The sequence below is a fragment of the Streptomyces aureocirculatus genome (assembly GCF_000720475.1).
Classification (GTDB): domain Bacteria; phylum Actinomycetota; class Actinomycetes; order Streptomycetales; family Streptomycetaceae; genus Streptomyces; species Streptomyces aureocirculatus.
This window is the reverse complement of the sequence record NZ_JOAP01000040.1, coordinates 44106-69728: the sequence shown is the minus strand read 5'-3', so window position 1 is coordinate 69728 and position 25623 is coordinate 44106. Positions and strand designations below refer to the sequence as shown.

Here is a 25623-nt window from a genome sequence, read left to right as displayed (position 1 = left end):
CACCCGGGTGCCGGCCGGCTACAGGTTCCCGCGCTTCTCCTGCTCGCGCTCGATCGCCTCGAAGAGCGCCTTGAAGTTGCCCTTGCCGAAGCCCATCGAGCCGTGGCGTTCGATCATCTCGAAGAAGACGGTGGGCCGGTCCTGGACCGGCTTGGTGAAGATCTGGAGCAGATAGCCGTCCTCGTCACGGTCGACGAGGATCTTCAGCTCGCGCAGGGTCTCCACGGGCACCCGGGTCTCGCCGGCCCACTCGCCGAGGGTGTCGTAGTAGGAGTCGGGGGTGTCCAGGAACTGCACACCGCCGGCCCGCATGGCCCGTACCGTCGCGACGATGTCGTTCGTGGCGAGCGCGATGTGCTGGACGCCCGCGCCGCCGTAGAACTCCAGGTACTCGTCGATCTGCGACTTCTTCTTCGCGATGGCGGGCTCGTTGATCGGGAACTTGACCTTGAGCGTGCCGTCGGCGACGACCTTGGACATCAGCGCCGAGTACTCGGTGGCGATGTCGTCACCCACGAACTCCTTCATGTTCGTGAAGCCCATGACCTTGTTGTAGAAGCCCACCCACTCGTTCATCTTCCCGAGCTCGACGTTGCCCACGCAGTGGTCGATGGCCTGGAAGGTGCGCTTGGCGGGCGGCTCGACCATGGGCTCGGCGGCGACGTAGCCGGGCAGGTAGGGCCCGGTGTACCCGGAGCGCTCCACCAGCGTGTGCCGGGTCTTGCCGTACGTGGCGATCGCGGCGAGCACGACGGTGCCGTGCTCGTCCTTGACCTCGTGGGGCTCCTCGATGCCGCGGGCGCCGTGCTCGACGGCGTACGCGTACGCGGCCCGCGCGTCCGGCACCTCGATGGCGAGGTCGACCACGCCGTCGCCGTGCGCGGTGACGTGGTCGGCGAGGAAGGTGCCCCAGTCGCTCGACGCCTTGATGACGGAGGTGAGGACGAAGCGCGCGCCACCGTTGGTGAGGACGTAACTGGCCGTCTCGCGGCTGCCGTTCTCCGGTCCGGAGTAGGCCACGAGCTTCATGCCGAACGCCGTGGAGTAGTAGTGCGCGGCCTGCTTGGCATTGCCCACGGCGAAGACGACCGCGTCCATTCCCTTGACCGGGAAGGGGTCGGCCTCGCGCGCGGTGTCGGGGGTGGTGTGTGTGGTCTGAGTCATGCGTCGAGAGTCCCGCCGATCCACAAGCTGCGCAATAGTTCGCGTTTTCACTGGTCAACGTGCACAGCTCGATGCAAGAGTCAGCGGGCGTTCTGTACAGGATGCTCATCAGGGAGGCCACATGGCGATCGATCATCTGGACGGCAGGCTCATCGTGCTGCTCGCGCGCGAGCCACGGATCGGGGTGCTGGAGGCGTCCCGGCGGCTCGGCGTCGCGCGCGGCACGGTGCAGGCCCGGATGGACCGCCTTCAGTCGAACGGAGTCATCCGCGGCTTCGGTCCCGACGTCGATCCCGCGGCGCTCGGCTACCCGGTCACCGCGTTCGCGACGCTGGAGATCAAACAGGGTCAGGGCGCCGACGTACGGGCCCATTTGGCGACGGTGGCCGAGGTCCTCGAACTGCACACCATCACCGGTCACGGCGACATGCTCTGCCGTCTGGTGGCGCGCTCGAACGCCGATCTCCAACGTGTGATCGACAGGGTGGTGGGTTTTGATGGCATCGTCCGGGCCTCCACGGCGATCGTCATGGAGAACCCCGTTCCGCTGCGGTTCATCCCGCTCGTGGAACAGGCGTCCGGCGACGCGGGACGTGGGTAGGGATACGCGGCGGTAGGAATACGCGGCGCACGCGGGCGACGGGAGGATCCCGGCGCCGTCCGGGCGAGCTCGGCGAGGTGAGCGGCACAGATGAACTTCTGGGAGTACCTCGGCAATCGCCGTCAGCAGTTGCTCGCGGACGCGCTCCAGCACGCCGGCGCCGTCTTCCAGTGCATGGTCGTGGCCACGGCCGTCGGCGTGCTCATCGGTGTGCTGACGTACCGCAGCGCGTGGGCGGGGAACCTGGCGACCACGGTGACCTCCACGATCCTCACCGTTCCGTCCCTCGCCATGATCGGTCTGCTGATCCCGGTGGTGGGCCTGGGCGTCGCGCCGACGGTGACGGCGCTGACCCTGTACGGGCTGCTCCCGATCGTGCGCAACGCGATCGTCGGCCTGCGCGGGGTCGACCCGACCCTGGTGGACGCCGCGAAGGGCATCGGGATGTCGCGGCTGCACCGGCTCGTGCGGATCGAGCTGCCCCTTGCCTGGCCGCCGATCCTGACCGGTATCCGGGTCTCCACGCAGATGCTGATGGGCATCGCCGCGATCGCCGCGTACGCCTCGGGGCCCGGGCTCGGCAACGAGATCTTCCGCGGCATCGCCTCCCTCGGCAGCAAGAACGCGCTCAACCAGGTACTCGCGGGCACGCTCGGGATCATCCTCCTCGCGCTGCTCTTCGACGCCGTGTACGTCCTGATCGGCCGGCTGACGATTCCGAGGGGTATCCGTGTCTGAGACCGCAGCCACCACCGGCGCGACGATCGAGCTCGACCACCTCACCAAGCGCTATCCGGGCAGCGGCGAACCGGCCGTGGACAGCGTGAACATGGAGATCCAGGCGGGCGAGACCGTCATCTTCGTGGGCCCTTCGGGCTGCGGGAAGTCCACGACGCTGAAGATGATCAACCGTCTGATCGAGCCGACGAGCGGCCGCATCCGCATCAACGGCGAGGACGTCACCGACATCGACCCGGTGAAGCTGCGCCGCAAGGTGGGCTACGCCATCCAGTCCTCCGGGCTCTTCCCGCACATGACGGTCGCCCAGAACATCGCGCTCGTACCGAAGATGATCGGCTGGCGGAAGGCACGGGTCTCCGCACGGGTGGAGGAGATGCTCGACCTGGTGGGCCTCGACCCCGGTGAGTTCCACGGCCGCTATCCGCGCCAGCTCTCCGGCGGCCAGCAGCAGCGCGTGGGCGTGGCCCGCGCGCTCGCCGCGGACCCGCCCGTACTCCTGATGGACGAACCCTTCGGCGCGGTCGACCCCATCACCCGCGACCACCTCCAGGACGAGCTGATCCGGCTCCAGCACGAGCTGCACAAGACCATCGTCTTCGTCACGCACGACTTCGACGAGGCCATCAAGCTGGGCGACCGCATCGCCGTCCTGCGTGAGCGCTCGCACATCGCCCAGTTCGACACCCCCGAGGCGATCCTCACCAACCCGGCCGACGACTTCGTGTCCGGGTTCGTGGGCGCGGGCGCGGCCCTGAAGCGCCTGAACCTGACGCGCGTGCGCGACGTGGAGATGGCCGACGTACCGACGGTGACCGTGGACGACCCGCTCCAGCTCATCTTCGACAAGCTGCGCGCGAGCGGCACCAACGAACTTCTCCTGCTCGACAAGCGGCACCGCCCCTACAAGTGGCTGCGCCGCGGCGACCTGATGCGCGCCAGGGGCTCACTGGCCCGCGCGGGCACCCTCGTACACGACACGGTGACCCGCGACGCGACGCTGCGGGACGCCCTGGAGGCCGTACTCACCGACAACGCGGGCCGGGTCGCCGTCACCGGCCGCCGCGGCGAGTACCTGGGCGTCGTCGACATGGAGACCCTGATGAACTCCGTGCACGAGATGCTGGAGGCCGACCGGCTCGACGCCCTTGAGCACCAGCACGAACTGGAGGAGCAGCGCTCGCAGTTGACGCGGCACGAGCAGGAGGGCGGCAGCGGGGAGGCGAGGGCGTGACGCCGATGCCCGGGGCCGAGCCCCGCGAACCCGAAGACCCCGCCTTCGACGGCACCCTGCGCGAGGAGGACACGGCCGGGCAGGAGGCGCCCGCCTCGCCGGTGGCGGCGCGGCAGCCGCGCCGCGTCACCTGGCAGAAGGTGACCGTCCTGCCCGCCGTGCTCGCGGCCGTGCTGGTCGCCACCTGGCTCTGGTTCGAGCAGGCGGACCTGGACCCCCTCTCCGAGAACGCGCTGTCCAACGGGCAGGTGGGCAAGGCCCTGCGCCAGCACATCGAGCTGACGGTGATCTCCACGTTCTTCGTCCTGATCATCGCGATCCCGCTCGGCATCCTGCTGACCCGCGGCGCCTTCCGCAAGGGCGCGCCGGTGGTCATGGCCCTGGCGAACACGGGCCAGGCGACCCCGGCGATCGGCCTGCTCGCCCTGCTGGTCATCTGGATGGGCATCGGCGAGAAGGCGGCTCTGACGGGCATCGTCATCTACGCCGTCCTGCCGGTACTCTCCAACACCATCGCGGGCCTGCGCGCCAACGACCCCACGCTCCTGGAGGCGGCGCGTGGCATCGGCATGTCCCCGCTCGGCGTGCTCGTGAAGGTGGAGCTGCCCCTCGCGGTGCCCCTGATCCTCGCCGGTGTGCGCACCGCGCTCGTCCTGAACGTGGGCACGGCGACGCTCGCCACCTTCGGCGGCGGGGGCGGCCTCGGCGTCCTGATCACCACGGGCATCACCAACCAGCGCATGCCGGTCCTGATGCTCGGCTCGATCCTGACGGTGGTGCTCGCCCTGCTCGTGGACTGGCTGGCCTCCCTGGCGGAACTGGTGCTCAGTCCGCGTGGCCTGGAGGTGCGGTCATGAGGCTCGTACTGCTTACTCGTACGAAGGTGCTCGCGGCGGTGGGCGGAGTTCTGCTCGCGGCGGTCGGGTGCGGTCTCACCAGTGGCTCGCCCATGGTCGACGACGTCGAGCCCGGCACCGTCGGCAAGGGCAGGCCCCTGGAGGGCGCCGACCTCACCGTCACCTCCAAGGAGTTCACCGAACAGCTCATCCTCGGCGCGATCATGGGCATCGCGTTCCAGGCGGCAGGCGCGGACGTCCTCGACCGGACGGGCATCCAGGGCTCCATCGGCGCGCGCGAGGCCGTCAAGGGCGGGGACGCGGACGCCATGTACGAGTACACGGGCACCGCCTGGATCACCTACCTGGGCAACTCCGACCCCATCACGGACCCGCACCAGCAGTGGGACGCCGTACGCAAGGCGGACGCCGGCAACGGCCTGACCTGGCTGCCCCCGGCCTCCCTGAACAACACCTACGCCCTCGCGATGAACGAGTCCAACGCCAGGAAGTACGGCACGAAGACGCTCTCCGACGTCGCCGCCCTGTCGAAGTCCGACCCGAAGGCGGTCACGGTCTGCGTCGAGGGCGAGTTCGCCAACCGCGCGGACGGCCTGCCCGGCATGCAGAAGAAGTACGGCATGAAGCTCCCCGCGGGGAACATCACGCAGATGGACACCGGGATCATCTACACCCAGGCCGAGAAGGGCAGTTGCACCTACGGCGAGGTCTTCACGACCGACGGCCGCATCAAGGCCATGAACCTGACGCCCATGGCCGACGACAAGAACTTCTTCCCCAACTACAACGCCGCCCCCGCGATCAACTCCAAGACCCTGAAGAAGCATCCGGAGATCGCGGACATCCTCGCCCCCGTCACCAAGAAGCTCGACAACAAGGTGGCGCGGGCCCTGAACGCGAAGGTGGACGTCGACGGCCAGGACCCGCACGAGGTGGCGAAGGACTGGATGGTGGCGGAGGGGTTCGTGAAGGAGTAGGCCCGGCCGCGCCGCCCGGAGCACCCGGAGCACCCGAAGCACCCGGAGCACCCGGAGCACCCGGAGCACCCGGGGGATCATGCAAAGACTTCGCTGCAAAGAAACCGTTGCAACGGAGTCTTTGCACGCGTAGGCTGCGGAGCATGACGGATGAGCCACAGTCGCCGCCGGAGCAGGCGGCACAGCCCCGCAAGGTCAAGCATCTCGATCCGCGCTCGCTGCGCGGGCTCGCGCATCCGCTGCGGATGCGCTTGCTCGGCTCGCTGCGCCTGGACGGCCCCGCGACCGCCTCCCAGCTCGCCAAGCGCCTGGGCGAATCCAGCGGCGCCACGAGCTATCACCTGCGCCAGCTCGCGGAGCACGGCTTCGCCGAGGACGACCCGGGGCGCGGCAAGGGGCGCGAGCGGTGGTGGCGGGCGACCTACGACGGTACGTACGTGGACAACCAGCTCGGCAGGGACGCGGACCCGGAGGTGCGCGGCGCCTACAACGCGTTCATGTACGAGCACGCGACCCAGCACGCCACCGAGGTCACCACCTGGATCGCCACCGACGAGGACTGGACGCAGGAGTGGGTCGAGAGCTCCGACATCAGCGACTTCTCCCTGACCCTGACGCCCGGGCAGACCGCGGAGCTGAAGGCGCGCCTGCACGAACTCGTGGAGAGCTACCGGGGATTGGCGCCGGAGACGGAAACGGCCGACACGGCGACGGTCCGCGTCCACACGCACTTGCTCCCGACCCGGCGCACGGACTGACACGGACTGACACGGACCGACACGGACTGAGAGGCATGGCGATGCACCCGGACGTACATCTGTATCTGCACCGTACCCGCGCGGCGGAACTGACCAGGGCGGCGACCGTGCGGCCCGAGCCGCGCGCCCCGATCCGCAGCCAACTGGGATGGACCATGGTCGAGTTGGGCCTGCGCCTGGTCAGCAGCTCGGGACCGGCTCGCCCTTCCGCAGGGCTCGCAGCGCGTCGATCGTGCCCGACAGCGTAGTCACCGGGATGAGCTTCAGGCCTTCGGGCTTCTCGGCCTCGGCGTCCGAGCACTCGTCCTTGGGTACGAGGAAGACGGTGGCGCCGTCCCGGCCCGCGGCCTGGGTCTTCAGGGCGACGCCGCCGACGGCTCCCACCTCGCCGTCCTCGCTGATGGTGCCGGTGCCCGCGATGGTGCGGCCGCCGGTCAGGTCCCCGCCGCTGCCGTCGCCGTCCAGCTTGTCGATGATGCCGAGGGAGAGGAAGAGGCCCGCGCTCGGCCCGCCGATCTTGCCGAGGTCGACGTCGACGCCGACCTTGTCGGTGCCCTCGACGCCGTTCTCGCGCAGATAGCGGAGCGCGGCCCGCGTGGCCTTGCCCTGGGACTTCCGCATGTCGCCGAGGTTGTGCTCCTCGACCTTCTCGACGTCGTCGCCGCTCGGATAGACGGAGTCCTTCGGCATCACGGCGCGGTCCGTGCGGAACCATCCGTCGACGACATCCCCGATCCGTACGTCCATCTGCGGGCCCGTCGCCACGATGGTCGTCATCCGCAACTGCCCCTCGGTCTTGCGCTGCGGTGCTCCGGTGACGGTGAGGACCGGCTTGCCCTTGTACTTCCCGAGCACGTCCGCGGTGCCGCCCGGCTGGGCGACGGCGAACGGCAGCGGCGCGAGCGCGGCGACCGCGAGCAGGGCGGCGAGGGGGGCCGCCGAGACGGCGAGGGCCTTGGGGCGGCTCAGTCGAGCGAGGCGGGAGAACACCGCCTCACTCTAAAGCTTGAGCGCCGTCGTGGGTGATCGCGGCCTCCGGCCTGGCTCGTCCTCAAACGCCGGACGGGCTTGATACGCCTCAGCGCAGCGCGTCGGCCACCTCCCTGGCGGCGTCCACCACGCGTGGCCCCACCCGTTCCGGCACGGAGTCGGCGAGCATCACCACGCCCACGCTCCCCTCTATGCCGGTGACCCCCACGAGCGGGGCGGCGGCCCCGCTGGCGCCCGCCTCCAGTTCGCCGTGGGTGAGGGCGTACCCGGGATCGGTGATCTGGCCCTGCCGGGCGGCGAGGATGGCGCGTCCCGCGGCGCCCCGGTCCAGGGGGTGGCGGAAGCCGGTGCGGTACGCCACGTGGTAGTCGGTCCACGTCGGCTCGACGACGGCGACGGCGAGTGCCTCGGTGCCGTCGACGAGGGTGAGGTGCGCGGTCGCGCCGATGTCCTCGGCGAGGGAGCGCAGAGCGGGCAGCGCGGCCTCCCGGACGAGCGGGTGGACCTGCCTGCCGAGCCGCAGCACACCGAGCCCGACGCGCGCACGGCCGCCCAAGTCGCGGCGTACGAGCGCGTGTTGTTCGAGCGTGGCGAGCAGGCGGTACACCACGGTGCGGTTCACGCCGAGCTTGTTGGACAGCTCGGTGACGGTGAGTCCGTGGTCGGTGTCGGCGAGCAGCTTGAGGACGCGCAGTCCTCGGTCGAGCGTCTGAGATGTCTCCGCGGTCACGACGCCCACTCCTTTGGTGGTGAGGGTCGACGGCCCCCTCTGCGGCGGGCACCGGACGCGCTCCGGGGCGACGCTGCCACGGTGCGTTGTGTAGCGGGGACAGTAGCGAGGGCGTCCCGCTCAGCGGAAGACTCCGTCCAGAATCCGGTCAAGAGCGCGGAAAGACTGCCCGTAATACCCCGGTACGCCCGCCCGCCGATGGACGCGGCGCGCACAGTGTCTGCACGTGACACGCACGAACCGTTACGCGCTGACGTACCACGGCGTACGGTCGGGCACGGTGTGCGGCCCGGCGCGCGGCACTGTATTTGTACGGTTCCGCCCGTGTCTCGCCCCGCACGCCGCCCCGCGCCCCGGGGGTCACTTCATGCGGGTGGCCCACTCCTGGACCTTGGCGATGCGCTGGCGGAGCTGACCCGCGGTGGCCTCCGCGCTGGGCGGGCCGCCGCAGGTGCGGCGCAGCTCGGTGTGGATCACGCCGTGCGGCTTGCCGCTCTGGTGGACGTACGCGCCGACCATGGTGTTGAGCTGCTTGCGCAGTTCGAGCAGTTCCTTGTGGGAGACCACGGGCCGCCGCTCGGCGGGCAGTTCGAGCAGATCGGCCTCTTCGGCGGGCTTCTTCTTGCTGTGCGCGATCTGCCGCGCCTGCCGCTTCTGCAGCAGCATCTGCACCTGGTCGGGTTCGAGGAGACCGGGAATGCCGAGGTAGTCCTGCTCCTCCTCGCTGCCCGGGTGCGCCTGCATGCCGAACTCGGCCCCGTCGTAGAGGACCCGGTCGAAGACGGCGTCGGACTCGAGCGCCTCGAAGGGCAACTGCTCGCCGGTGGCCCCGTCTTCTTCGTCCTCCTGCCGATTGGCCTCGTCCATCTCCTGCTCGGACTCGGCGTACGGGTCCTCCTCGCCCTGCTTCTTCGGCTTGTCGAGCACGTGGTCGCGCTCGACCTCCATCTCGTTGGCGAAGGTGAGCAGGTCGGGGACGGTGGGCAGGAAGACGGACGCGGTCTCGCCGCGCCGCCTGGACCGCACGAAGCGCCCCACGGCCTGGGCGAAGAACAGCGGCGTCGAGATGGTGGTGGCGTACACACCGACGGCGAGCCGCGGCACGTCGACGCCCTCGGACACCATGCGGACGGCGACCATCCACCGGTCGTCGCTCCGGCTGAAGTCGTCGATGCGCTGCGAGGCCCCGGCGTCGTCGGAGAGCACGAGCGTGGCCTTGTGCCCGGTGATCTCCCGGATCAGCTTGGCGTAGGCGCGCGCGGAGTCCTGGTCGGAGGCGATGACGAGGCCGCCCGCGTCCGGGATGGCCTTGCGGACCTCGCCGAGACGCCGGTCGGCGGCCTGGAGCACGTTGGGCATCCAGTCGCCGCGTGGGTCGAGCGCGGTGCGCCAGGCCTGCGAGACGGCGTCCTTGGTCATGGGCTCGCCGAGCCGGGCGGCGATCTCGTCCCCGGCCTTGGTGCGCCAGCGCATGTTGCCGCTGTAGGACAGGAAGATCACGGGCCGGACGACGCCGTCGCCGAGGGCGCTGCCGTATCCGTAGGTGTAGTCGGCGGCCGAGCGCCGGATGCCGTCGTTGCCCTCCTCGTACGCGACGAAGGGGATCGGGTTGGTGTCGGACCTGAACGGCGTACCGGTGAGGGCGAGCCTGCGGGTCGCGGGCTCGAACGCCTCCAGGCAGGCCTCGCCCCAGGACTTCGAGTCACCGGCGTGGTGGATCTCGTCGAGGATGACCAGCGTCTTGCGCTGCTCCACGCGGTTGCGGTGCAGCATCGGCCGCACGCCGACACCGGCGTACGTCACGGCGACGCCGTGGTACTCCCGGCTGAGCGGTCCCGCGCTGTACTCGGGATCCAGCTTGATCCCCACTCTCGCCGCCGCCTCGGCCCACTGCTTCTTCAGGTGCTCGGTGGGCGCGACCACGGTCACCTGCTGCACCACGTGGTGGTGGAGCAGCCAGGACGCGAGGGTCAGCGCGAACGTCGTCTTGCCTGCGCCGGGCGTGGCCACGGCGAGGAAGTCGCGCGGCTGCTCCTGCAGGTACCGGTCCATCGCTCCCTGCTGCCAGGCACGCAGCTTGCCTGCGGTGCCCCAGGGGGCACGGCCCGGGAAGGCCGGGGAGAGGTGATGTGAGGAGGCGGCGGTGGTAGTCACGGTCTCCGGGTCTGACGGGGGGCCGCGGGGCGGCTTGGACGGGTACGACAACCCGGCCACCCTACCGGTGGCCCGGGTGCGACCGGGGTCACAGTAGGGCCAGGGGTGCCCGGTAAGGGGCGCGGGGAACTGCGCGGCCGGCCACGAAAAAGCCGCAGACGCGTCTGCGGGGACCTCGGCAGAGGCGTCTGCGGCTTTTCTCTGGCTGCTCGCGCAGTTCCCCGCGCCCCTTACGGGGCCGGGACGCGCAGCCGGGTGCCCACCCACGCCCCGAGGAGTGCCACCGCCGCCATCGGCAGGAACACGGCGGCGAAGGCGGTGGGGTGCGAGCCCGCGACGTCGGCACCGGCGCCGTGGCCGCCCACCGCGCCGCCGCCGAGCGCGGCGAACGCGGCGCCGCCCGCGGCGAGCAGGACGACGTTGGCCAGGCCGTCGGATATCTGGAGCGCGGCGGAGTTGGCGCCCGCGTCCGCGGGAGGCGAGAGGCGCAGCAGCAGGACGCTGGTGGAGGCGATGACGACGCCCATGCCGAGGCAGCCGACGCCCCAGGCGACGGCGACGATCCACACCGGCACGGCGTCGACGAGGACGCTCGGCACGGACGCGATGGCGACGGCGACGAGCACCATCCCGAGGGCCACCAGCTTGCCCCGGTGGGGTTCCATGCGCGGCCGGGACTGGACGTACGAGCCGAGGGCCCAGGTCGCGCCGCCCGCCGCGAGGGAGAGCCCGGCAAGGGTGGGCGACAGGCCGCGCTCGGTGACGAGCATCAGCGGTACGAAGGACTCGGCGGCGACGAACGAGCCCGCGGCCACGCCGCGCAGCAGCACGACGGACGGCAGCCCGCGGGCGGCCCGGTAGGTGCCGCGCGGCAGGAGTCCGAGGACGGCGGGGACGAGGACGGCGGCGCCGAGCAGGGCCGGGACCAGGGACAGCCAGCGCAGGTCCTGGCCCGCGTACTGGAGCAGTCCCGCGCCGAGGGAGATGCCGAGGGCGAGGCGGGTGCGGCGCCGGTCGAATGCCTCGGCCGGGGCGTCCGGGTCCACAGGACCGGCGGCGGCACGTTTGATCGCGGGCAGGGCGAGGGCGAGCGGGACGGCGACGAGCGCGGGGATGCCGAGGAAGACCCAGCGCCAGCCGGCGTGCTCGGTGACCGTGCCGGCGATCAGCGGGCCGATCACCGACGGTATGACCCAGCTCGCGGCGAACGCCGCCAGGATGGACGGCCGCAGCGCCTCCGGGTAGGCCCGGCTGACCACCACGTACAGCGCCACGATGACGAGCCCGCCGCCGAGGCCCTGCACCGCGCGCCCCAGGATGAACTGCCACATCGCACCCGCGGTCCCCGCGAGCAGCAGCCCCGCCGCGAACGCCCCGATCCCGCCCGCGAGCGCCCCCAACGGCCCGCGCCGGTCGGCCCACTGCCCCGAGAGCACCATCCCGAACAGGCTCGTCGTGAAATACGCCGAGAACGCGAAGGCGTACAGCGGGATGCCGTCGAGCTCCCGCGCCGCGACGGGCATGGCCGTCCCGACGGCGGTCGCCTCGAAGGCGATGAGGAAGACGACGGAGACTATGCCGGCGCTGAGGGCACGGTAGGGCTTGGCGAGGACGCCGCCGCCCTTGTGCCGCTGCTCCTCCGGCAAGGACGACACTGCCTCGCTGGCGGAGGTGCCGGTGACGACATCCACGTCAGGGGGCTCAGGGCTACTCATGCGGGCCAGACTAGGAGCCAGCACTGACAGTCCGCGCCTGCCGGAGGACGGCCCCGGCCTGGTCCCTTGGTCGTACATCCGCGGGACCTTCAGCCGCGCGGTGCACGAAGGTCACGATGACTTGTCAGGGTACTGGAAACAGGCCGACCCAAGGTCGACTTCAAGAATGGATGGATCCTTGCTACGCCCTCGGCGGTCCTGGAGGGTGATAACCACTTTGAACTTCTTCTCAGAGAATTCAGCGCCAAGTTGCAGACTCTTGGCACGGCTGGAGTCGGGACCGTATCCAGTAACTTTCCAACCCCGCTGCGGCAGCTCTTCCTTGAGACGCTTCATCGCTTTCTCCATATCCGGCACGGGTACATCATAAACGCTCCAGGGATGATGCACCGCGTAGTATTTCTCGTGATCCCTGTCGCCACACGGGTATGCACCTGGAGCCGCCTTGGTGACTTTACCCTTCAGGCCCATGATGTCCAGTATCTGACTGGACAACTTCGCCGCATCATCGGTGGAATCTTTTTCCTCGCGCTTCTGCGGCTCTTTACCAGAATCATCCATCTCCGTACATCCTGTGATCGAAGAAGCCGCCACGGCGGCCAGCAGGACCGACATCACACACTTACTTGAGAACCACTTCGTCATACTTCCCCGCGATGACAGCAGCTTGATTTTTCAAGCTAAGCGAAGGGCGGCCGCTATCGCTATCCCAGTATCCACTGTGGCCGTCCGTATCTGTTTTCATGACATTGGCACCGAATTCAGGATCCGTGGGCACGGTGGAGTCTTCACCGAGTCCCACAAGGCTTCCCAATGTGGGGACTGCGTCCCCTTCAGCCTTCATCGCCCATACGTGCCCGTTCTCCACATCAAGATTGTCCGCATGCTTCGTCTGCATCCCTGGACTGCCGGCCACCACGATGTCGTCGGACGCGAGGTCCCCGTGCTTGGATGCCTCACCGATGACCGTACTGCCGTAGCTGTGACCAACAACAGTGGTGTGACTCGCCTGCGGACCGCCTTGTGCCTCTTGCACGCCACTCATGAACTCGCTGAACGGCGACGCCGCCCGTATCGCCCACTTCGGATTACTAGCCTCCGGAATGAGGTCTCCCTCAACCACTGGCTTCGCTGATCTGGGAACGTCATAGTCGAGCCAGGTAATCGTTGAAACTTCACGGCCTGGCACCTTGCTGCTGGTCGTCGCCCAGAGGTCATCACTGCGCTTGAGGTCCCCTCCGATCTCAGCAAGGTCTGTTCCCGTTCCCGGCACATAAACCGCTGTATGGTCCGCCGTGTCCGGATTTCCATTGGCGATGATGACCCGCCCATCCCCGGCTCCCTTCGGGTCGAAGCCCAGGAGATAGGCGCGGGGCAGACCATCAGGCCCTTGCCCGGTGCGGTCGAAGCGATCCTGGATGGTGTCCATACCCTTGATCGAGTTCCTCAGGAACTCCAGCCGGTCCTCCCCACCCGTCCTCTCCACCCATTCCCGGTACTCGCGCGTTGTGCCGGACGTCGGCGGCTGATACTTCATCGGCATCGGCGGGAAGGAATTCAGCTCCAGATGGAACTGAGCTCGCTTCTCGGCGAGCACCGTGCGGTTGGCCTCGTCGCGCACATCGGCGGGCAGCCCGTCGAGCACGCCAACTGAAGCTGGGCGAAGAGCGACGTAGTCGGCACGCTCCTCCTCAGTCAGGCTCTTCCACCACTTCGCATTGTCCTGAGGAGTGCCGTCCTTCGGTGGCCCCCCAAGCGTCTCCAGGTACTCCTTGGCCCCCTTGTTGACACCACGCGTATCGGACTGGACGTCCGCCCAGTCCCGATGGGACACCGTCAGATCGTCGTCCGCCTTCAGCGCCCGAAGCTTCGGCGCCCACTCCCCGTCCGCCTCCGTGGCCTCCTGGAGGGCGGCGGCGATGCGGTTGGCGTACTCCTGGGCGCGGCCGAAGTTCGGGTTGGGGTTGAAGTTGGCCGACTGGCGGTAGACGTCGGCAGCGGCGTCGTCCGTCGTGCCCTTCGCGGTGCCGCCCTCGGGGAGCTTGCCGTCGGTCTTCTCCCCGGCTGCCGGGTACGTCACGGAGCCGTCCGGGTTCACGGTGAACTTCTCGGCCTGCGCGTCCGCGACCGCCGAGTCGAGCTTCCGCTTGGCCGAGGCCAGGTCGTGGGCGAGCGCGTTGAGCGACGTGGCGATCAGGCCGCACTCCGTCTGGGTGTAGTGGAAGTTCTGGCTCAGCGCCTTGAGCTGTTGGAGCGCGGCCTCCTGGGTCTTTCCCTCCAGCGAGGTCCGCATGCCGGGAGCGACCAAGTTCTCAATGCGGTCCTTGGCCGCGCTGGCCATGTCGCTCGTCGCGCGGTAACCATCAGCGGCGTCCTCGAACTCGGAAGGCTTCAGGGACTTGAGCGTCTTGTAGTCCACGGGGCGGGGTCACCGTTCCTTTGGCTGACCGCCGAGCGCCGACGTATCCGCGTACACGTCCTTCAACTTCTCGATTTCCGCCCTGACCGTGTCATCGGTCTTCTGCTGGTCGCTCCCCATCTTGGCCAGCAACTCCCCGAGGCTCCCGCAGCGTTTGCTCACGTCCTTCACGTACCGCTCCCAGGAACGGTGCACCTCCCGCTGCGCGGCGGCGCTCTGGCACCCGTCAAGTCCGCCGAGCCCCGCCTGCCCCTCCTCCAGCTTCGCCAGTGCCTTCCCCAAGCCCTCCCGCAGGCCGCCGACCCCGTCTCCCGCCTTGGTCCACGCCGCCTTGCTGGATCTGAGGCCACCCCAGGCGCCCCCACCCCCGCCGTCGTCCCCCTTCGGCGCACTGTTGATCTGCATCGCCGGGGAGTGCCGCTCGGCCGCGTCGGCCTTCAACTGCTCCCACTCCTGCCAGACCATGCGTTCGGACCTCCCCGTGTCCCGCGCGAAGCACGCCTGTGCTCCACGCGTTGCGACTGTGCTACGGCAACCTCCGTGAGGCTACCGATAGTCAGCGCCTGCCGAGTGAGTAGAAGTACTCAAGTGGCGTGCCTTTCCGGCGAATTTCGGCGGCGTTGCCCTTCTTCGGCTCGTCGCCGCCCCCCTGGCCCACCGCGAACCAGACCGCTCCGTCCAAGTCGCCTGCGCCTGCACGTCGCAGGTGCAATATCAGCCAGTCGACGCGCTGGCCAGGACGTCGTCCACCGTCTGCTTCTCCGGGCTCGTGCCCGGCATCGCGATCCCCAGCAGGAACGCCGTCCGGCCGTCGTCCACCGTGATCACCGTCAGGCGCAGGTGCGCGGTGCCGCCCTCGCCGTCCTGCACCGCCAGCGCCACCGTGTGTGCCGGGCGGCCGTCCACCGTCGTGGCCTTCGACTCCTCGCGCCTCGACGAACCGTTCGGGAAGAAGAACTCCGCGTTCGAGCGGGCCGCGCTCTCCGTCCGGCTCTTCAGGGCGGGCTCGGGGACCGGGTCCGAACGGCCCGCGAGGACCGTGGCGCCCACCTCTTGTCCGGCCTCGTCCTCGTCCTTGCCCGCCTTGGAGATCGTGGACGTGAACGCGTCGATCAAGTCGTCCTTGCCCTTGTCGGGGCGCTTCCATCCCTGCGGAATCCCGTACGAAAGCCCTGCCTTGGCGTCGGTCACCCGCGGCCTGCCCGCCAACGGGTCCCCGTCACCGTCCCGCGTCCACCACCACGCGCCGAGGCCCGCGGCCAGCAGTGCGGCGACCAGGGCCGCGACGATCGTGGTCGTCCCCGCCCGGCGGCGGCCCTGCGGCTGCGGTGCGGGTGCCTGCGGCGGCATCTGGGGCATCGGGGGCGCGGTTGTCATGCTGACAGCTTTGCGGCCCCGTACTGGAGTTCCCTGAGTACGGCTACTCAGGGCCCTACTCAGTTGCGTACGCGATGAAGTCGGCCCAGGCCGTTGGCGGGAGGGTGAGTTGGGGGCCAGCGGGGCTCTTGGAGTCGCGGACCTGGATGCCGCGGGGGACTACAGCGACCTCCACACAGTCGTTGATGTTGCTGCTGTCGCTGTAGCTGCTCTTGAACCAGTTGAGCTCGTAACCGTCCCCGGCAGAGGGCTTTTGGGTCATGTCTCTCCCCGCACTCTCTCGATGAAGGCCAACGACTCCCGTGGCGTGAGAGCCTGCGCCCGGATCATGCCATACCGCAGCTCAAGGATTCGGAGCTGCCTTGGGTCGGAGACCGGGCGGCCGTTGAACTCACCTTCGGAGCGCCCCACCGCCGTTCCGTCCCCGAACTTCAGCAACTGAATCCGTCCGCCTTCGATTCCGGCATGCCCTTCGCTGTCGGTCGGCATCACCTGGAGCGTGACATTCGGCAACCGCCCAAGTTCCAGCAGCCGCTCGAGCTGCTGACGCAGGACCATTCTTCCCCCGATGGGCCTCCGCAAAGTCACCTCCTCCTGAACGAAGCCGAAATCCGCTGCCGGTGACCGCTCGAAGACCGCCTGCCGGGCCATACGTGCCGCCAAGCCACGCTCCACCTGATCCTGCGAGTACGCAGGCCGCTGCAAGCCGAACAGCGCCCGCGCGTACTCCTTCGTCTGCAGCAGGCCGTGGAGGTTGTGGTTGCCGTACGCCGCGATCTCGACCGCCCGCGCCTCCAGCTTCGCCAACTCCCGCACCTTCTTGGGGTACCGGGCCTTGGCCATCTCCTCCTTCATCGCCGAGATGAACCCGTTGGCCCCAAGGACCTCGTCCGCGCGTTCCAGGTACTCCGGCCGTGGAATGCGCGCTCCACGCTCCACCTTCCGGACCAGGTCCTCGCCGTACCCGACGGTCTCCGCGAAGTCGACCACTCGCAGCCCGGCTGCCTCGCGCCACAGTTTCTGCTGTCGCCCCAACGCCTCGACCACCGAGGCGATCTCATCCTCCGGGTCGACGTCCCAACCAGGCTCATCCATCTCGCCCGCCGTGTCATCTGCACGTTCGCTCATGCGCGCCCACCTCCGACGTACCGTCCAACCCCAACGCGCACCCGTACCCAGATGTCACGCCGGACAGCTAAGACAAGCCAGGACAAGCACCAGACAAACGACATACGCACAGCCAGTCCCACTGGGAACAATGCGCGCACGCGGCCACGCTGATAGACGTGAATCAAGAACTCAGCCACGCCCCCACCCCCGTACGCCAGTTCACGACCCTGCTGTCCTCGACCCGCAGGGGCGCCCGCCTGGCCCGGTGCCTGACGGTGGCCCAACTGGCCGCGTGGCAATGCCACTTCAACCACGCGGAACACATCGTCGCCGAGCTGGCGAACAACGCCGCGCTGCACGGCCGGACGGCGGGCCGGAACTTCCGGCTCACGCTGACGGTGACCGGGGCCACGCTCCGCGTGGAGGTGACCGACACGCGGGGCGACGTACTGCCCACGGCCCGGCACGCGGACCCCGACGCGGAGTCGGGGCGCGGCCTGCTCCTGGTCGAGGCCCTCGCGACGCGCTGGGGCACGGAGGCGGGGCCGGCCCCGTGCAAGACGGTGTGGGCGGAGATCGACGGCTGAGCCGGCCGCCGGGAACCGCATGTCGATGACAAGGACGGCGGTGCGGGGGCGGCCGGGCAGGGTCGTCATGGGGCTCCGTACGGCGCTCCTTTTGGCCAGCTTTTCCCTGTGACCCGGCGCACGCCTCATGGAGCATGCGTGAAGATCTTTCACGCTATCCTCACTTAAGGCGCAGGATTTGCGGTCTACATGCCCCCAGGACGGATGGGCAACAGGATTGCGCTTGTCCAAGTCTGCACTATTTACCCGCGATTGTCCGTAATAAGGGGCAACTCCTCCCGCCGATTACGGCGCCGCACAGACCTCCCTGTACGCATGGTCTGGGCACTCCGGCCGACCACCGGAACCGCCCTTACACCACGCTCACTTGGGGGTAACACGCATGTCCGGAATCACCCGCCGCCAGGCCCTCGGCATCACCGCGAGCGCCGCCGCCGGTCTCGCCGTCGCCGGGGCCGCCCGGAGCTACGCGCAGGCCGAGGAGCCGCAAGGCCGACACCGCCCCACCGGTGAACCCGGCTCCTTCGACGAGGTGTACCTCGGCCGCCGCATACAGGGCGGGCCCACCGGAGGCCACGGCGGAGGACACCACGGGGACCACGGTGACGGTTACGCCGTCCGCATAGACGGCGACGAACTGCACATCATGCGCAACGCCGACGGCACCTGGATCAGCGTCATCAACCACTACGAGCCGCGGGCGACGCCGCGCGCCGTCGCCCGCGCCGCCGTCGCCGAGCTCCAGGGCGCCGTCCTCGTGCCGCTCGCCCCGTCCCCGTCCGCCGCCTGACCCGGAGCCCCGCCACCATGGCCGTACGCAAGAACCAAGCTCAGCTCACCGCCGACGAGAAGCGGCGTTTCGTCGCCGCGCTCCTCGCCCTCAAGCGCGACGGACGCTACGACTCCTTCGTCAGCACCCACAACGACTTCATCATGAGCGACACCGACGACGGCGACCGTGTCGGTCACCGCTCGCCGTCCTTCCTGCCCTGGCACCGCCGCTTCCTCATACAGTTCGAGGAGGCGCTGCAGTCCGTGGACCCGGCCGTCACCCTCCCCTACTGGGACTGGACCACCGACCGCACGGCTGCCTCCTCCCTCTGGGCCCCCGACTTCCTCGGCGGCACCGGCCGCAGCCGCGACGGGCAGGTCACCGACGGCGCCTTCGCTGCCTCCGGCAACGGCTGGCGCATCAACGTCCGCGTCGACGGCCGCGACTTCCTGCGCCGCAACCTCGGCGCGGGCGTGCGCCAACTCCCCACCAAGGCCGAGGTCGACTCGGTCCTCGCGATGTCCACGTACGACATGGCACCGTGGAACAGCGCCTCCGACGGCTTCCGCAACCACCTCGAAGGCTGGCGCGGCGTCAACCTCCACAACCGCGTCCACGTCTGGGTCGGCGGCCACATGGCCACCGGAGCCTCCCCCAACGACCCGGTCTTCTGGCTCCACCACGCCTACATAGACAAGCTGTGGACCCAGTGGCAGACCCGCCACCCCGGCTCCCCCTACCTGCCCACCTCCGGCACCCGCAACGTCGTCGACCTGAACGACACGATGCGCCCCTGGGGCAACGTCACCCCCGCCGCCATGCTCGACCACACTCTCTATTACACGTACGACACCGCGGCCTAGGACCTCTTTCCGGTCAGGGGGCGGTGACGTCGGGGCTCAGAGTGAGATCACATGCCGTCGTCCGGGGGCAGAGTCTCAGCGATCATGTCCCAGACCTGCTTGGCTGCAACACGGCAGAGCTTCATAGGGCTGTCCGGACCGACCTGCCCAACTTCCACCGGTTCTGCGGGCAGCTCACGATGCCAGTAGCCGAGGGGGCCGCAGTCCCAGACAGCGAGTGCGCGTGCTGTCACGCTGTCCGGCTCCCCGGGCCACCTCTGCCAGGCGGCGGTCATGCGCCAGCTCGACCGCAGTTCGGAGATCATGTCGGTGAAGACGCTGAGCGGCGGGCCGTCCAAGGTCCCGCCCGCCGCCAGCGCGTTCCGGATGTGGTCGCGGTCCTCGCGCCCGGATGCGGTGAGGGACATCGCTTCCAGGGCGGACAAGCCCGCGTCGAGTGTTCCGACGGTCGTCTCGACGACGGTGGCTCGCGCGTCGTGTAGCGAATCGACCCGCCGTAGGTTCACCATGTTCGCGAGTGCCCACAGCAGCATGCTGGGTTCGACGCAGGCGTACTCCGATTCCGCCTGGCCGGGCCATGTCTCGTGGGTGACCACGTGGTCCTCGCCGATGAACATCCCGTGGTGCAGCTTCCCCTGCCGGCCCGCCACCTCCAACGAGATGGCCACCACGGGGCGAACCATCGTCGTGAGCAGCGGAAGAAGGAGGCTGGAGAGCTCACCTGCCTGATTGATCAGACCGCGTTCGCGTAACTCGCTGTGGGCCAGGGCCATCTCGTCGGGCGGCGCGTCTCCCGTAGCCAGGCAGCAGAGAACGACGACGTGGTCGTCGCCCAGGCGAAACCGGGACCTGGAAACGTCTATGGAAGGCACGTCATCACTCACTCTGAGGTTGCGTTCACCACGCCCTGGTCAGGACGTGGTCAGTACTGGGACTGCATGGAAAGGTTGAAGACTCTTGAGATTCCCGCCCGTACGGCTCCTCGCCGAGTCAACGTTGCCCTGTCAACACCCGTGAAGAGCGCTGCGAGTGCGATATCAGCACCGACGGCCCGTTTCTCGACGGTTATCGTGAACTTCTTCCTCGATCCTCGGCCCGTCTCACGCACCGTGATGATGACTCCGCGGTCCTCATCGTCCGCCTCTCGGCGGAGGACGTACGTTCGGCGGTTGATCGCCGCCAACTGATACTTGTCCCCCGCGTACTTCAGGGTCAACGACCGCCCTCGATGAGTCACGCCCAACCGATTCCTCGTCATGTAGACATGGGCGTCGCCGACTCGAAGCGTCGCGCGGTTCAGGGACGGCCTGAACATCGCCGCTGTGTGAATCCCGCGCGATTCGAAGGTGGCGGTGGGAATCGAGCCACCTCGCACCTCGGCGGTGAGACTTTCATGGTGACTCTGGTACTGATTCGTCACCTTGATGTCGCCGAACTCCTCCGAGATGCCTTGCCAGCCGAACTGACGCTTTTTGCCTTTTTCGCGCTGCTTCCAGTAGTGCAGGGTGAACGAAGCAGTGGTGGTGTGCATTTCTGATCCCTCACTAGTCGAACGGGTTGGCGACGTCTTTGAACTTCTTCGCACCACTGGCTATGCCGGACCCGAGATCCTTGGTCCTGTCACCGACCCAGTCCTTCGCCTCGCCCATGCCCTTGCCGATGGCCTCGTGGTTGTCCCAGATCAGAGCCCCTCCGTAAACCACTCCGGTCCCCAATGCCAGCCCGGCAGTCACGGGGTTGGGCGCCACGGTCAGCGCGGTCATGGAGCCGCTGAACGCCGTCCCACTGAGATCCGAGGCGAACTTCGCCGGGTCCGCTTTGATCTTGTCCCCGTCATACGTGGAAAGATTGGCAACCCCATAGACGGTCCCCGCGGCGCCACCGACGACGCCCGCGCCCCGTATCCACCCGGCGGCCTTTCCGGCTTGTGCGAGACCGCCGCCCCGCGCGACCCGAATTAGATTGGCCTCCGACGCCGCCGGAATGACGAAGGTGCCGTTCTTCATGAAGGCGCCGTACATGGCGGCTTCATCTGATCCGGTCATAGCAGTGACCAGACCAGGCGGAACTCGACTGAGTACGCTTCCCGGGGCTGTTCCGGCCAGTTGGGTATTCGCGAAGCGTGATACCAAGGTGCCGGGAGCATTGAGCGCCTTATCGGATTTGAAATGGCTCATCAAGTTGAAGGAGTACGTGACGGACGTGCCTGTGACGAGTGCGAAGGCCCCGGCCGTCATCGTCCCCTTGGTCACGGCGTTGACCAAGTCCCCGAGTTGCGCGCTCCCCGTCAGGCGGGTCACCCCGTCACGACGAAGCCGCTCCATATAGTCGTCCAGCGTTTCGTCGTCCCGCTTCTTGAACCAGTCAGGATCATGCCGTGCTCGTTTCTGCGCGCCATCGGACTTCGCCACCTGCCCGGCGTCACCGTTGAAGCCGGTGCCCGCGGTCCCATCGTTCTTGTTGCCCTTGCCGTCCTTGACCACGGCCTCCAGGTCCCGCTTGAGGTCCTGGTCGGCGTCGTCGAAGGCCTTGACGCACAGCCTGATGAAGTCGGCCCAGGCGTCCACGCTCGCGTTGACGCTCGCCGCGTGGGTGGGGTTCAGACGGGCGGCGCTGCTTTCCGAGGGGCTGAGCCTGTCGTAGTCGTACGCGACCTTCCCCTGTTCGGAGACCTTCATCCCGGCCTTGACCGCATCGGCGCGGGCTGTCTCGAGTTGCTTCCTGAGTTCGACGAACTGCTGGTGCGCGTTGCGCAGCAGCGTCGCGGTCGCCTTGGCCTGCGTCTGGGCCGCCTGGTACTCATAGCGCGTGGCGGCGAATTTCGTATGCGCCGCCCTCGCACTCTCGCCGAGCCAGGCCTGGCCTTTCGTGATCTTCTGGACACCGTCCCGGTAGCGGCGCTCGACCTTGTGGAACTCGTCCGCCATCTCCTGCCACTTGTCGGCGGCGTCGGAGAGACTCCCGAAGTCCGTCGTCATGACTTCGTAGTACGTCAGCACGCTGCGCTTCCTCCGGAAAGCATCGGGATGCCATGCCGCTCCGGCGCCTCGCGTCGGGGCCTGACAGCGATTCAGTACTGGTCGAGCTTCGAGGTGGCCCCACCGATGCGCCGCGAGGTGCCCAGGTCGGTCTCGGTGAAGGTCTTGTTCGTGGACCGCAGCGCGTCCTTTTCCGCGGCCAGCCGCCCCATGAGCGTCTTGACCTGGCTGTCCCAGGTGGTCTGCACCTTCTTCAGGCCACCGGCAGTGGCCCAACCGCCCAATCCGCTGATGGCCTTGCCGGTCGCCGCGTCAGCCCACGCACCGGCCTTGCGGGTGTCCGGCTGTAGCTCGGTCTCGATGGTGTGCGCGGCGGCCTTCTTCTCCCGCGGTGTCGTCGCGAGGTCCGGTGTGCCCCCGGACGGCGGCCCCGGAGGATCCGTCTGATTGAGCCGCATCGACGTCGGCTGCCGCTCGGCCGCATCGGCCCGCGTCTGGGCCCATTCCTGGTCAAACCCCATGGTCGTGTGCCACAGCACCCCCGTGTGGCCAGGGCTAGTTCTCAGTTGTCACTCTTGTTCGTCCACAGTGACTACCGGGAACCTGGCGTTGCCAGTGCAAAATTGGCCACATGGAGGCGAGTTCGCCGCCAACCAATCGCCGCGCGGCGTCCACCCCCCGCCCCAGAGCGTCCGCGGCCCGGGATCAGACCGTTCGTGAACGCCGTATGGCAGTCGCGTTGCGGTGCCCGCGCCAGGGTTGAGTGGGGCGGGCGCCGCGCCTACGGTCGAGGGAGGCAGTACGACATGGCCGTGTGCCCGAGTGGTTGAGGGATTCGCCTGCAAAGCGAAGCACGCCGGTTCGATTCCGGTCACGGCCTCCATACAGTGCCCCGGGCGGCACCGCGTTCCCGAAGCGGAGTCGCCGTGCCGCCCGGCGGTCGGTGCTCACCTCACTTCAGGGCGCTCCCCGACTTCCACTCCTTCCACGGCACGTTCCAGTCCCCGTACCCGTTCCCGGGTGCCACCGTCTCCTTGGAGCCGGTCACCCGGACGACGTCACCGGGGATGACCTCTTCGAAGAAGCGGCGTGCCGTGCCGTCCGTGGCGAGGCCTATGCAGCCGTGCGTGACGTTGCTGTTGCCCGCGTACGTGTTGGCCTTCGGGTTCTCGTGGAGGTAGGTGCCGGACGTCGTGAGGTGGACGGCGTAGTTGTAGTAGTCCTTGTAGGCGTCCGCGTAGCCCACGGTCCTGGAGTCCATCAGGACGCGGCGCTGCTTGTCGGAGACCACCATCGTGCCGTTCCAGGTGTCCATGCCCGGAGCCCCCGCCGTGACCGGCACGCGGCGCGTCACGCCGTCCTTGGTCACCGTCATGGTGTGGGTGCGCACGTCGACGGTGGCGACCAGCGAGCGGGCGACCGTGAAGCGGCGTACGGTGTCGGCGCCCGCGCGCACCGTGACCTCGGTGCCTGGCTTCCAGTAGGACCTGGGGCGGTAGTCGACGCGCTGCCCTTCGTGCAGATTGCGGTCCTTCACCCAGCTCCAGGAGCCGGTGGTCGGCGTGCTCGTCCGGACGCGCAGGCGCTTTTCCACGGCGGCCCGTTCCGCTGCCGGGACGGGCCGGGCGAAGGTCACGGACACCGGCATGCCGACGCCCACCCGCTGCCCGTCGGCGACGTTGACGCGCACCCCGTCCCCGCGCAGCGCCGCCGGTTCCACGATGGGCTTCGCCCGCTCGGTCGGCGTGCTCGCGCCGTCCCTCCCCCGCTCACCCGCGGCCGCCGGCGCCTGCCCGCCGCCGTCGCGTCCGCCGTCCCCGGAGCCGCCCGAGCAGCCCGCGAGCACGGCCGTGCAGAGCGCCGCCGCGGCCGCCCCGCGCGCGACGTGCCGGATGGCCGCCCCGCGCGCGACGTGCCGGTTTCTGGTGCGCCTGGTCATCTGTCCCCCTGTGAGTCCTGTGAGTCCTGTGAGCTCGGTGAGCCCGGTGAGCCCTGTTAGCCCTGTGAAATGTGCCCGTGGTGTTCCGGCCGAGCCGGTGTGCTTCCATGTACGCCTCCCATACGCACGGCGGAGGCCGCCGGGTTGCATGGTGCGGGCGGGAAAATTTCGGGACGGGCTGCCGGGACGGGCGGCGCGGCCGCGGCAAGGGACGGCGGGGCATGACGGAGGACGAGTTCGACGTGTTCTACGCGTCCGCGTTCCCCCGTGTCGTGGGCCAGGTCTACGCCCTGACCGGCGACCACGGGCAGGCCCAGGACGCCGTCCAGGAGGCGTTCGTGCGGGCCTGGGACCGGCGGCGCGAGTTCAGCGCCGTCCAGGCCCCGGAGGCCTGGATCCGTACGGTGGCCATGCGGCTCGCCGTCAGCCACTGGCGCCGGGCCCGCCGCTGGCTGGAACTCGTGCGCCGCACCCCGCCGCCCGAGCACGCTCCAGGGCCGGGGCCCGAACACCTCGCCCTGGTCGAGGCGCTGCGGCGGATACCGGACGCGCAGCGCCTCGCGATCGTGCTGCACCACCTGTGTGACCTCAGCGTGGAACAGGTAGCCTCCGAGACCGGCGCCCCGACCGGCACCGTGAAGGCCCGGCTCGCCCGCGGCCGCGCGGCCCTGGCCCAGCACCTCGCCACGAACGAGGACGACGTGCTCGGCGTGGCTCCCGTACGGGACGGCGGCAAGAACCCGGCCCGGGGCGCGGGCACCGAACGCCCCCGGGGCAGCAGCGCCGTGCCCCTACGGGACGGCAGCGACGACCGCGTACGGAGCGGGAAGGAGGGCGGCCATGTCCGATGAGCCGCTGACCGGCCGACCGTCCGGCGAACCCGGACGGACGCCGCCCGCCCCGACACCGGAGCACGCCGCCCCGACCCCGGAGCACCCCGCCCCCGCGCCGGAGCCCCCCGCCCCGGCACCACACCTCTCCGCCGCCCTCCGCGGCCTCGCCGAAAGCAGCCGCACCCCCGCCCCCGGCACCGGTGCCCAAGTGCGGCGGCGCGCGCAGGTGCGCGGGCGGCGGCGGCGCGCGGTCGTCGCGGGGGGTGTCGCCGTCGCGGTCGGCGCGCTGGTGTTCGGGCTGGCTGCCGGTCTCGGCGGTGAGGACGGCTCCGGCCCCACGCCCCCCGCCGCGCCCCCGTCCCCCACCGCGTCGGCCACCGCGCCCGCCGTCGGCGTCGACCTCGCCGCGCGGACGCTGACCGTGCGCGGGCGTACGCTGCCCGTCTCGTCCGGTACCGCGAGCCACCCCACGAAGCCCGGGCGCATGACCGTCGTCGCCAAGCACAGGACCAAGCGGCTCTCCGGCACGGCGGTCGGCCTCGGCAACGCATACGACCTCACGCTGCCGTGGGTGGTCGAGCTCCGTGACTCCGGCGGCCGTACGAACTACCTCGTCGCCCTGACGTACGACGACGGGGCTCCCGGCACCAGGGACATCACCCGCGGCATGCTCGGGCTGCGGCCCGGTGACGCCAAGTGGCTCTACGAGCAGGTCGGTCCGGGTTCCGTGGTGACGATCGAGGGGACCGCGCCCACGGCCTGACCGGCGGCGCGACGAAGGGTGGCCCCTCAGGCGACCGGCACGACGAGGGGCGGCCCCTCAAGGG

27 protein-coding genes and 1 tRNA gene are annotated in these 25623 nt (G+C 69.2%); 12 read left to right on the top strand and 16 right to left on the bottom strand.

Annotation, left to right across the window (positions count from 1 at the left end):
- Positions 1 to 18 precede the first annotated feature (18 nt).
- Positions 19 to 1164, bottom strand: coding sequence for a 4-hydroxyphenylpyruvate dioxygenase (gene hppD, locus IG78_RS0130025; RefSeq protein ID WP_030568780.1), 1146 nt, complete (start codon positions 1162 to 1164; stop codon positions 19 to 21).
- Between the two features lie 121 nt (positions 1165 to 1285).
- Here hppD and IG78_RS0130020 point away from each other — a divergent pair, with 121 nt between their 5' ends.
- The 6 genes from IG78_RS0130020 to IG78_RS0129990 all read left to right on the top strand — a co-directional run bounded on the left by IG78_RS0130020 (position 1286) and on the right by IG78_RS0129990 (position 6329).
- Positions 1286 to 1765: an Lrp/AsnC family transcriptional regulator gene (locus IG78_RS0130020; RefSeq protein WP_030568778.1), complete on the top strand. Its 480-nt coding sequence runs from the start codon at positions 1286 to 1288 to the stop codon at positions 1763 to 1765.
- A gap of 90 nt (positions 1766 to 1855) precedes the next feature.
- The gene (locus IG78_RS0130015; protein ID WP_030568776.1) at positions 1856 to 2503 is read left to right on the top strand and encodes an ABC transporter permease; all 648 of its coding nucleotides are present in this window, start codon (positions 1856 to 1858) and stop codon (positions 2501 to 2503) included.
- A complete protein-coding gene (locus IG78_RS0130010) occupies positions 2496 to 3737 on the top strand; it encodes a betaine/proline/choline family ABC transporter ATP-binding protein (RefSeq protein ID WP_030568774.1) in 1242 nt (413 codons plus the stop codon). The genes IG78_RS0130015 and IG78_RS0130010 overlap by 8 nt, the downstream gene beginning before the upstream one ends.
- Positions 3738 to 3742: 5 nt before the next feature.
- Positions 3743 to 4594, top strand: a complete 852-nt coding sequence (locus tag IG78_RS0130005) for an ABC transporter permease (protein WP_030568772.1) — start codon at positions 3743 to 3745, stop codon at positions 4592 to 4594.
- The gene (locus IG78_RS0130000; RefSeq protein ID WP_030568770.1) at positions 4591 to 5571 is read left to right on the top strand and encodes a glycine betaine ABC transporter substrate-binding protein; all 981 of its coding nucleotides are present in this window, start codon (positions 4591 to 4593) and stop codon (positions 5569 to 5571) included. The genes IG78_RS0130005 and IG78_RS0130000 overlap by 4 nt, the downstream gene beginning before the upstream one ends.
- Positions 5572 to 5714: 143 nt before the next feature.
- Complete coding sequence (locus tag IG78_RS0129990) at positions 5715 to 6329, top strand: ArsR/SmtB family transcription factor (protein ID WP_030568862.1); 615 nt, start codon at positions 5715 to 5717, stop codon at positions 6327 to 6329.
- 180 nt (positions 6330 to 6509) lie between these two features.
- Here the strand turns inward: IG78_RS0129990 and IG78_RS0129985 are convergent, their stop codons facing one another.
- From IG78_RS0129985 to IG78_RS0129945, 10 genes are all read right to left on the bottom strand, one after another.
- Positions 6510 to 7319 carry a S16 family serine protease gene (locus IG78_RS0129985; RefSeq protein ID WP_030568768.1) on the bottom strand — a complete coding sequence of 270 codons (810 nt, stop codon included), beginning with the start codon at positions 7317 to 7319 and terminating at the stop codon, positions 6510 to 6512.
- An 88-nt stretch (positions 7320 to 7407) separates the two neighbouring features.
- Entirely contained in the window at positions 7408 to 8049 is a 642-nt protein-coding gene (locus IG78_RS0129980; protein ID WP_030568766.1) for an IclR family transcriptional regulator, read from the bottom strand.
- Between the two features lie 360 nt (positions 8050 to 8409).
- Entirely contained in the window at positions 8410 to 10203 is a 1794-nt protein-coding gene (locus IG78_RS0129975) for a DEAD/DEAH box helicase (RefSeq protein ID WP_030568764.1), read from the bottom strand.
- 230 nt (positions 10204 to 10433) lie between these two features.
- Positions 10434 to 11918: an MFS transporter gene (locus IG78_RS0129970; protein WP_030568762.1), complete on the bottom strand. Its 1485-nt coding sequence runs from the start codon at positions 11916 to 11918 to the stop codon at positions 10434 to 10436.
- 111 nt (positions 11919 to 12029) lie between these two features.
- Entirely contained in the window at positions 12030 to 12533 is a 504-nt protein-coding gene (locus IG78_RS49535; protein WP_157855914.1) for a hypothetical protein, read from the bottom strand.
- A gap of 7 nt (positions 12534 to 12540) precedes the next feature.
- Positions 12541 to 14337, bottom strand: coding sequence for an alpha/beta hydrolase (locus tag IG78_RS0129965; RefSeq protein ID WP_030568760.1), 1797 nt, complete (start codon positions 14335 to 14337; stop codon positions 12541 to 12543).
- A 9-nt stretch (positions 14338 to 14346) separates the two neighbouring features.
- Positions 14347 to 14802: a hypothetical protein gene (locus tag IG78_RS0129960; RefSeq protein ID WP_030568758.1), complete on the bottom strand. Its 456-nt coding sequence runs from the start codon at positions 14800 to 14802 to the stop codon at positions 14347 to 14349.
- Positions 14803 to 15051: 249 nt separating this feature from the next.
- Positions 15052 to 15714, bottom strand: a complete 663-nt coding sequence (locus tag IG78_RS0129955; protein ID WP_157855913.1) for a DcrB/PsbP domain-containing protein — start codon at positions 15712 to 15714, stop codon at positions 15052 to 15054.
- A gap of 55 nt (positions 15715 to 15769) precedes the next feature.
- On the bottom strand, positions 15770 to 15976 hold the full coding sequence (locus IG78_RS0129950) for a DUF397 domain-containing protein (RefSeq protein WP_030568755.1): 207 nt from the start codon (positions 15974 to 15976) through the stop codon (positions 15770 to 15772).
- A complete protein-coding gene (locus tag IG78_RS0129945) occupies positions 15973 to 16842 on the bottom strand; it encodes a helix-turn-helix domain-containing protein (RefSeq protein ID WP_030568753.1) in 870 nt (289 codons plus the stop codon). The genes IG78_RS0129950 and IG78_RS0129945 overlap by 4 nt, the downstream gene beginning before the upstream one ends.
- Before the next feature lie 158 nt (positions 16843 to 17000).
- Between IG78_RS0129945 and IG78_RS0129940 the strand changes: the two genes are divergently transcribed.
- The 3 genes from IG78_RS0129940 to melC2 all read left to right on the top strand — a co-directional run bounded on the left by IG78_RS0129940 (position 17001) and on the right by melC2 (position 19046).
- Complete coding sequence (locus tag IG78_RS0129940; RefSeq protein WP_030568751.1) at positions 17001 to 17411, top strand: ATP-binding protein; 411 nt, start codon at positions 17001 to 17003, stop codon at positions 17409 to 17411.
- 382 nt (positions 17412 to 17793) lie between these two features.
- The gene (gene melC1 / locus IG78_RS0129930; RefSeq protein WP_030568748.1) at positions 17794 to 18201 is read left to right on the top strand and encodes an apotyrosinase chaperone MelC1; all 408 of its coding nucleotides are present in this window, start codon (positions 17794 to 17796) and stop codon (positions 18199 to 18201) included.
- Between the two features lie 17 nt (positions 18202 to 18218).
- Positions 18219 to 19046: a tyrosinase MelC2 gene (gene melC2, locus IG78_RS0129925; RefSeq protein ID WP_030568740.1), complete on the top strand. Its 828-nt coding sequence runs from the start codon at positions 18219 to 18221 to the stop codon at positions 19044 to 19046.
- A gap of 47 nt (positions 19047 to 19093) precedes the next feature.
- Here melC2 and IG78_RS0129920 read toward each other — a convergent pair whose 3' ends face one another.
- The 4 genes from IG78_RS0129920 to IG78_RS0129905 all read right to left on the bottom strand — a co-directional run bounded on the left by IG78_RS0129920 (position 19094) and on the right by IG78_RS0129905 (position 22545).
- Positions 19094 to 19930, bottom strand: coding sequence for a histidine kinase (locus tag IG78_RS0129920; protein ID WP_225882342.1), 837 nt, complete (start codon positions 19928 to 19930; stop codon positions 19094 to 19096).
- 38 nt (positions 19931 to 19968) lie between these two features.
- Entirely contained in the window at positions 19969 to 20577 is a 609-nt protein-coding gene (locus IG78_RS0129915) for a hypothetical protein (RefSeq protein ID WP_030568735.1), read from the bottom strand.
- A 13-nt stretch (positions 20578 to 20590) separates the two neighbouring features.
- Complete coding sequence (locus IG78_RS0129910) at positions 20591 to 22045, bottom strand: hypothetical protein (protein WP_030568733.1); 1455 nt, start codon at positions 22043 to 22045, stop codon at positions 20591 to 20593.
- 71 nt (positions 22046 to 22116) lie between these two features.
- Entirely contained in the window at positions 22117 to 22545 is a 429-nt protein-coding gene (locus IG78_RS0129905; RefSeq protein ID WP_030568731.1) for a hypothetical protein, read from the bottom strand.
- A 287-nt stretch (positions 22546 to 22832) separates the two neighbouring features.
- Between IG78_RS0129905 and IG78_RS0129900 the strand changes: the two genes are divergently transcribed.
- A tRNA-Cys gene (locus IG78_RS0129900) sits at positions 22833 to 22907 on the top strand.
- Positions 22908 to 22976: 69 nt separating this feature from the next.
- Here IG78_RS0129900 and IG78_RS0129895 read toward each other — a convergent pair.
- Positions 22977 to 23963 (bottom strand): L,D-transpeptidase, encoded by a 987-nt coding sequence (locus IG78_RS0129895; RefSeq protein WP_051853048.1) that lies wholly within the window; start codon positions 23961 to 23963, stop codon positions 22977 to 22979.
- A gap of 221 nt (positions 23964 to 24184) precedes the next feature.
- Between IG78_RS0129895 and IG78_RS0129890 the strand changes: the two genes are divergently transcribed.
- Together IG78_RS0129890 and IG78_RS0129885 are read left to right on the top strand one after the other, a co-directional pair.
- Entirely contained in the window at positions 24185 to 24814 is a 630-nt protein-coding gene (locus IG78_RS0129890; RefSeq protein WP_078965816.1) for a SigE family RNA polymerase sigma factor, read from the top strand.
- Positions 24804 to 25559 (top strand): L,D-transpeptidase, encoded by a 756-nt coding sequence (locus IG78_RS0129885; protein WP_078965815.1) that lies wholly within the window; start codon positions 24804 to 24806, stop codon positions 25557 to 25559. Before IG78_RS0129890 ends, IG78_RS0129885 begins: the two co-directional genes overlap by 11 nt.
- The last annotated feature ends 64 nt before the right edge of the window (positions 25560 to 25623 follow it).

Coding starts and splice junctions, on each gene's coding strand:
- melC2 (WP_030568740.1), top strand. CDS start 18,219: ATGGCCGTACGCAAGAACCAAGCTCAGCTCACCGCCGACGAGAAGCGG.
- IG78_RS0129895 (WP_051853048.1), bottom strand. CDS start 23,963: ATGACCAGGCGCACCAGAAACCGGCACGTCGCGCGCGGGGCGGCCATC.
- IG78_RS0130015 (WP_030568776.1), top strand. CDS start 1,856: ATGAACTTCTGGGAGTACCTCGGCAATCGCCGTCAGCAGTTGCTCGCG.
- IG78_RS0129955 (WP_157855913.1), bottom strand. CDS start 15,714: ATGACAACCGCGCCCCCGATGCCCCAGATGCCGCCGCAGGCACCCGCA.
- IG78_RS0129885 (WP_078965815.1), top strand. CDS start 24,804: ATGTCCGATGAGCCGCTGACCGGCCGACCGTCCGGCGAACCCGGACGG.
- IG78_RS0130020 (WP_030568778.1), top strand. CDS start 1,286: ATGGCGATCGATCATCTGGACGGCAGGCTCATCGTGCTGCTCGCGCGC.
- IG78_RS0129945 (WP_030568753.1), bottom strand. CDS start 16,842: ATGAGCGAACGTGCAGATGACACGGCGGGCGAGATGGATGAGCCTGGT.
- IG78_RS0129915 (WP_030568735.1), bottom strand. CDS start 20,577: ATGCACACCACCACTGCTTCGTTCACCCTGCACTACTGGAAGCAGCGC.
- hppD (WP_030568780.1), bottom strand. CDS start 1,164: ATGACTCAGACCACACACACCACCCCCGACACCGCGCGCGAGGCCGAC.
- IG78_RS49535 (WP_157855914.1), bottom strand. CDS start 12,533: ATGTCGGTCCTGCTGGCCGCCGTGGCGGCTTCTTCGATCACAGGATGT.
- IG78_RS0129970 (WP_030568762.1), bottom strand. CDS start 11,918: ATGAGTAGCCCTGAGCCCCCTGACGTGGATGTCGTCACCGGCACCTCC.
- IG78_RS0130000 (WP_030568770.1), top strand. CDS start 4,591: ATGAGGCTCGTACTGCTTACTCGTACGAAGGTGCTCGCGGCGGTGGGC.
- IG78_RS0129890 (WP_078965816.1), top strand. CDS start 24,185: ATGACGGAGGACGAGTTCGACGTGTTCTACGCGTCCGCGTTCCCCCGT.
- IG78_RS0129990 (WP_030568862.1), top strand. CDS start 5,715: ATGACGGATGAGCCACAGTCGCCGCCGGAGCAGGCGGCACAGCCCCGC.
- IG78_RS0130005 (WP_030568772.1), top strand. CDS start 3,743: ATGCCCGGGGCCGAGCCCCGCGAACCCGAAGACCCCGCCTTCGACGGC.
- melC1 (WP_030568748.1), top strand. CDS start 17,794: ATGTCCGGAATCACCCGCCGCCAGGCCCTCGGCATCACCGCGAGCGCC.
- IG78_RS0129950 (WP_030568755.1), bottom strand. CDS start 15,976: ATGACCCAAAAGCCCTCTGCCGGGGACGGTTACGAGCTCAACTGGTTC.
- IG78_RS0129960 (WP_030568758.1), bottom strand. CDS start 14,802: ATGGTCTGGCAGGAGTGGGAGCAGTTGAAGGCCGACGCGGCCGAGCGG.
- IG78_RS0129905 (WP_030568731.1), bottom strand. CDS start 22,545: ATGGGGTTTGACCAGGAATGGGCCCAGACGCGGGCCGATGCGGCCGAG.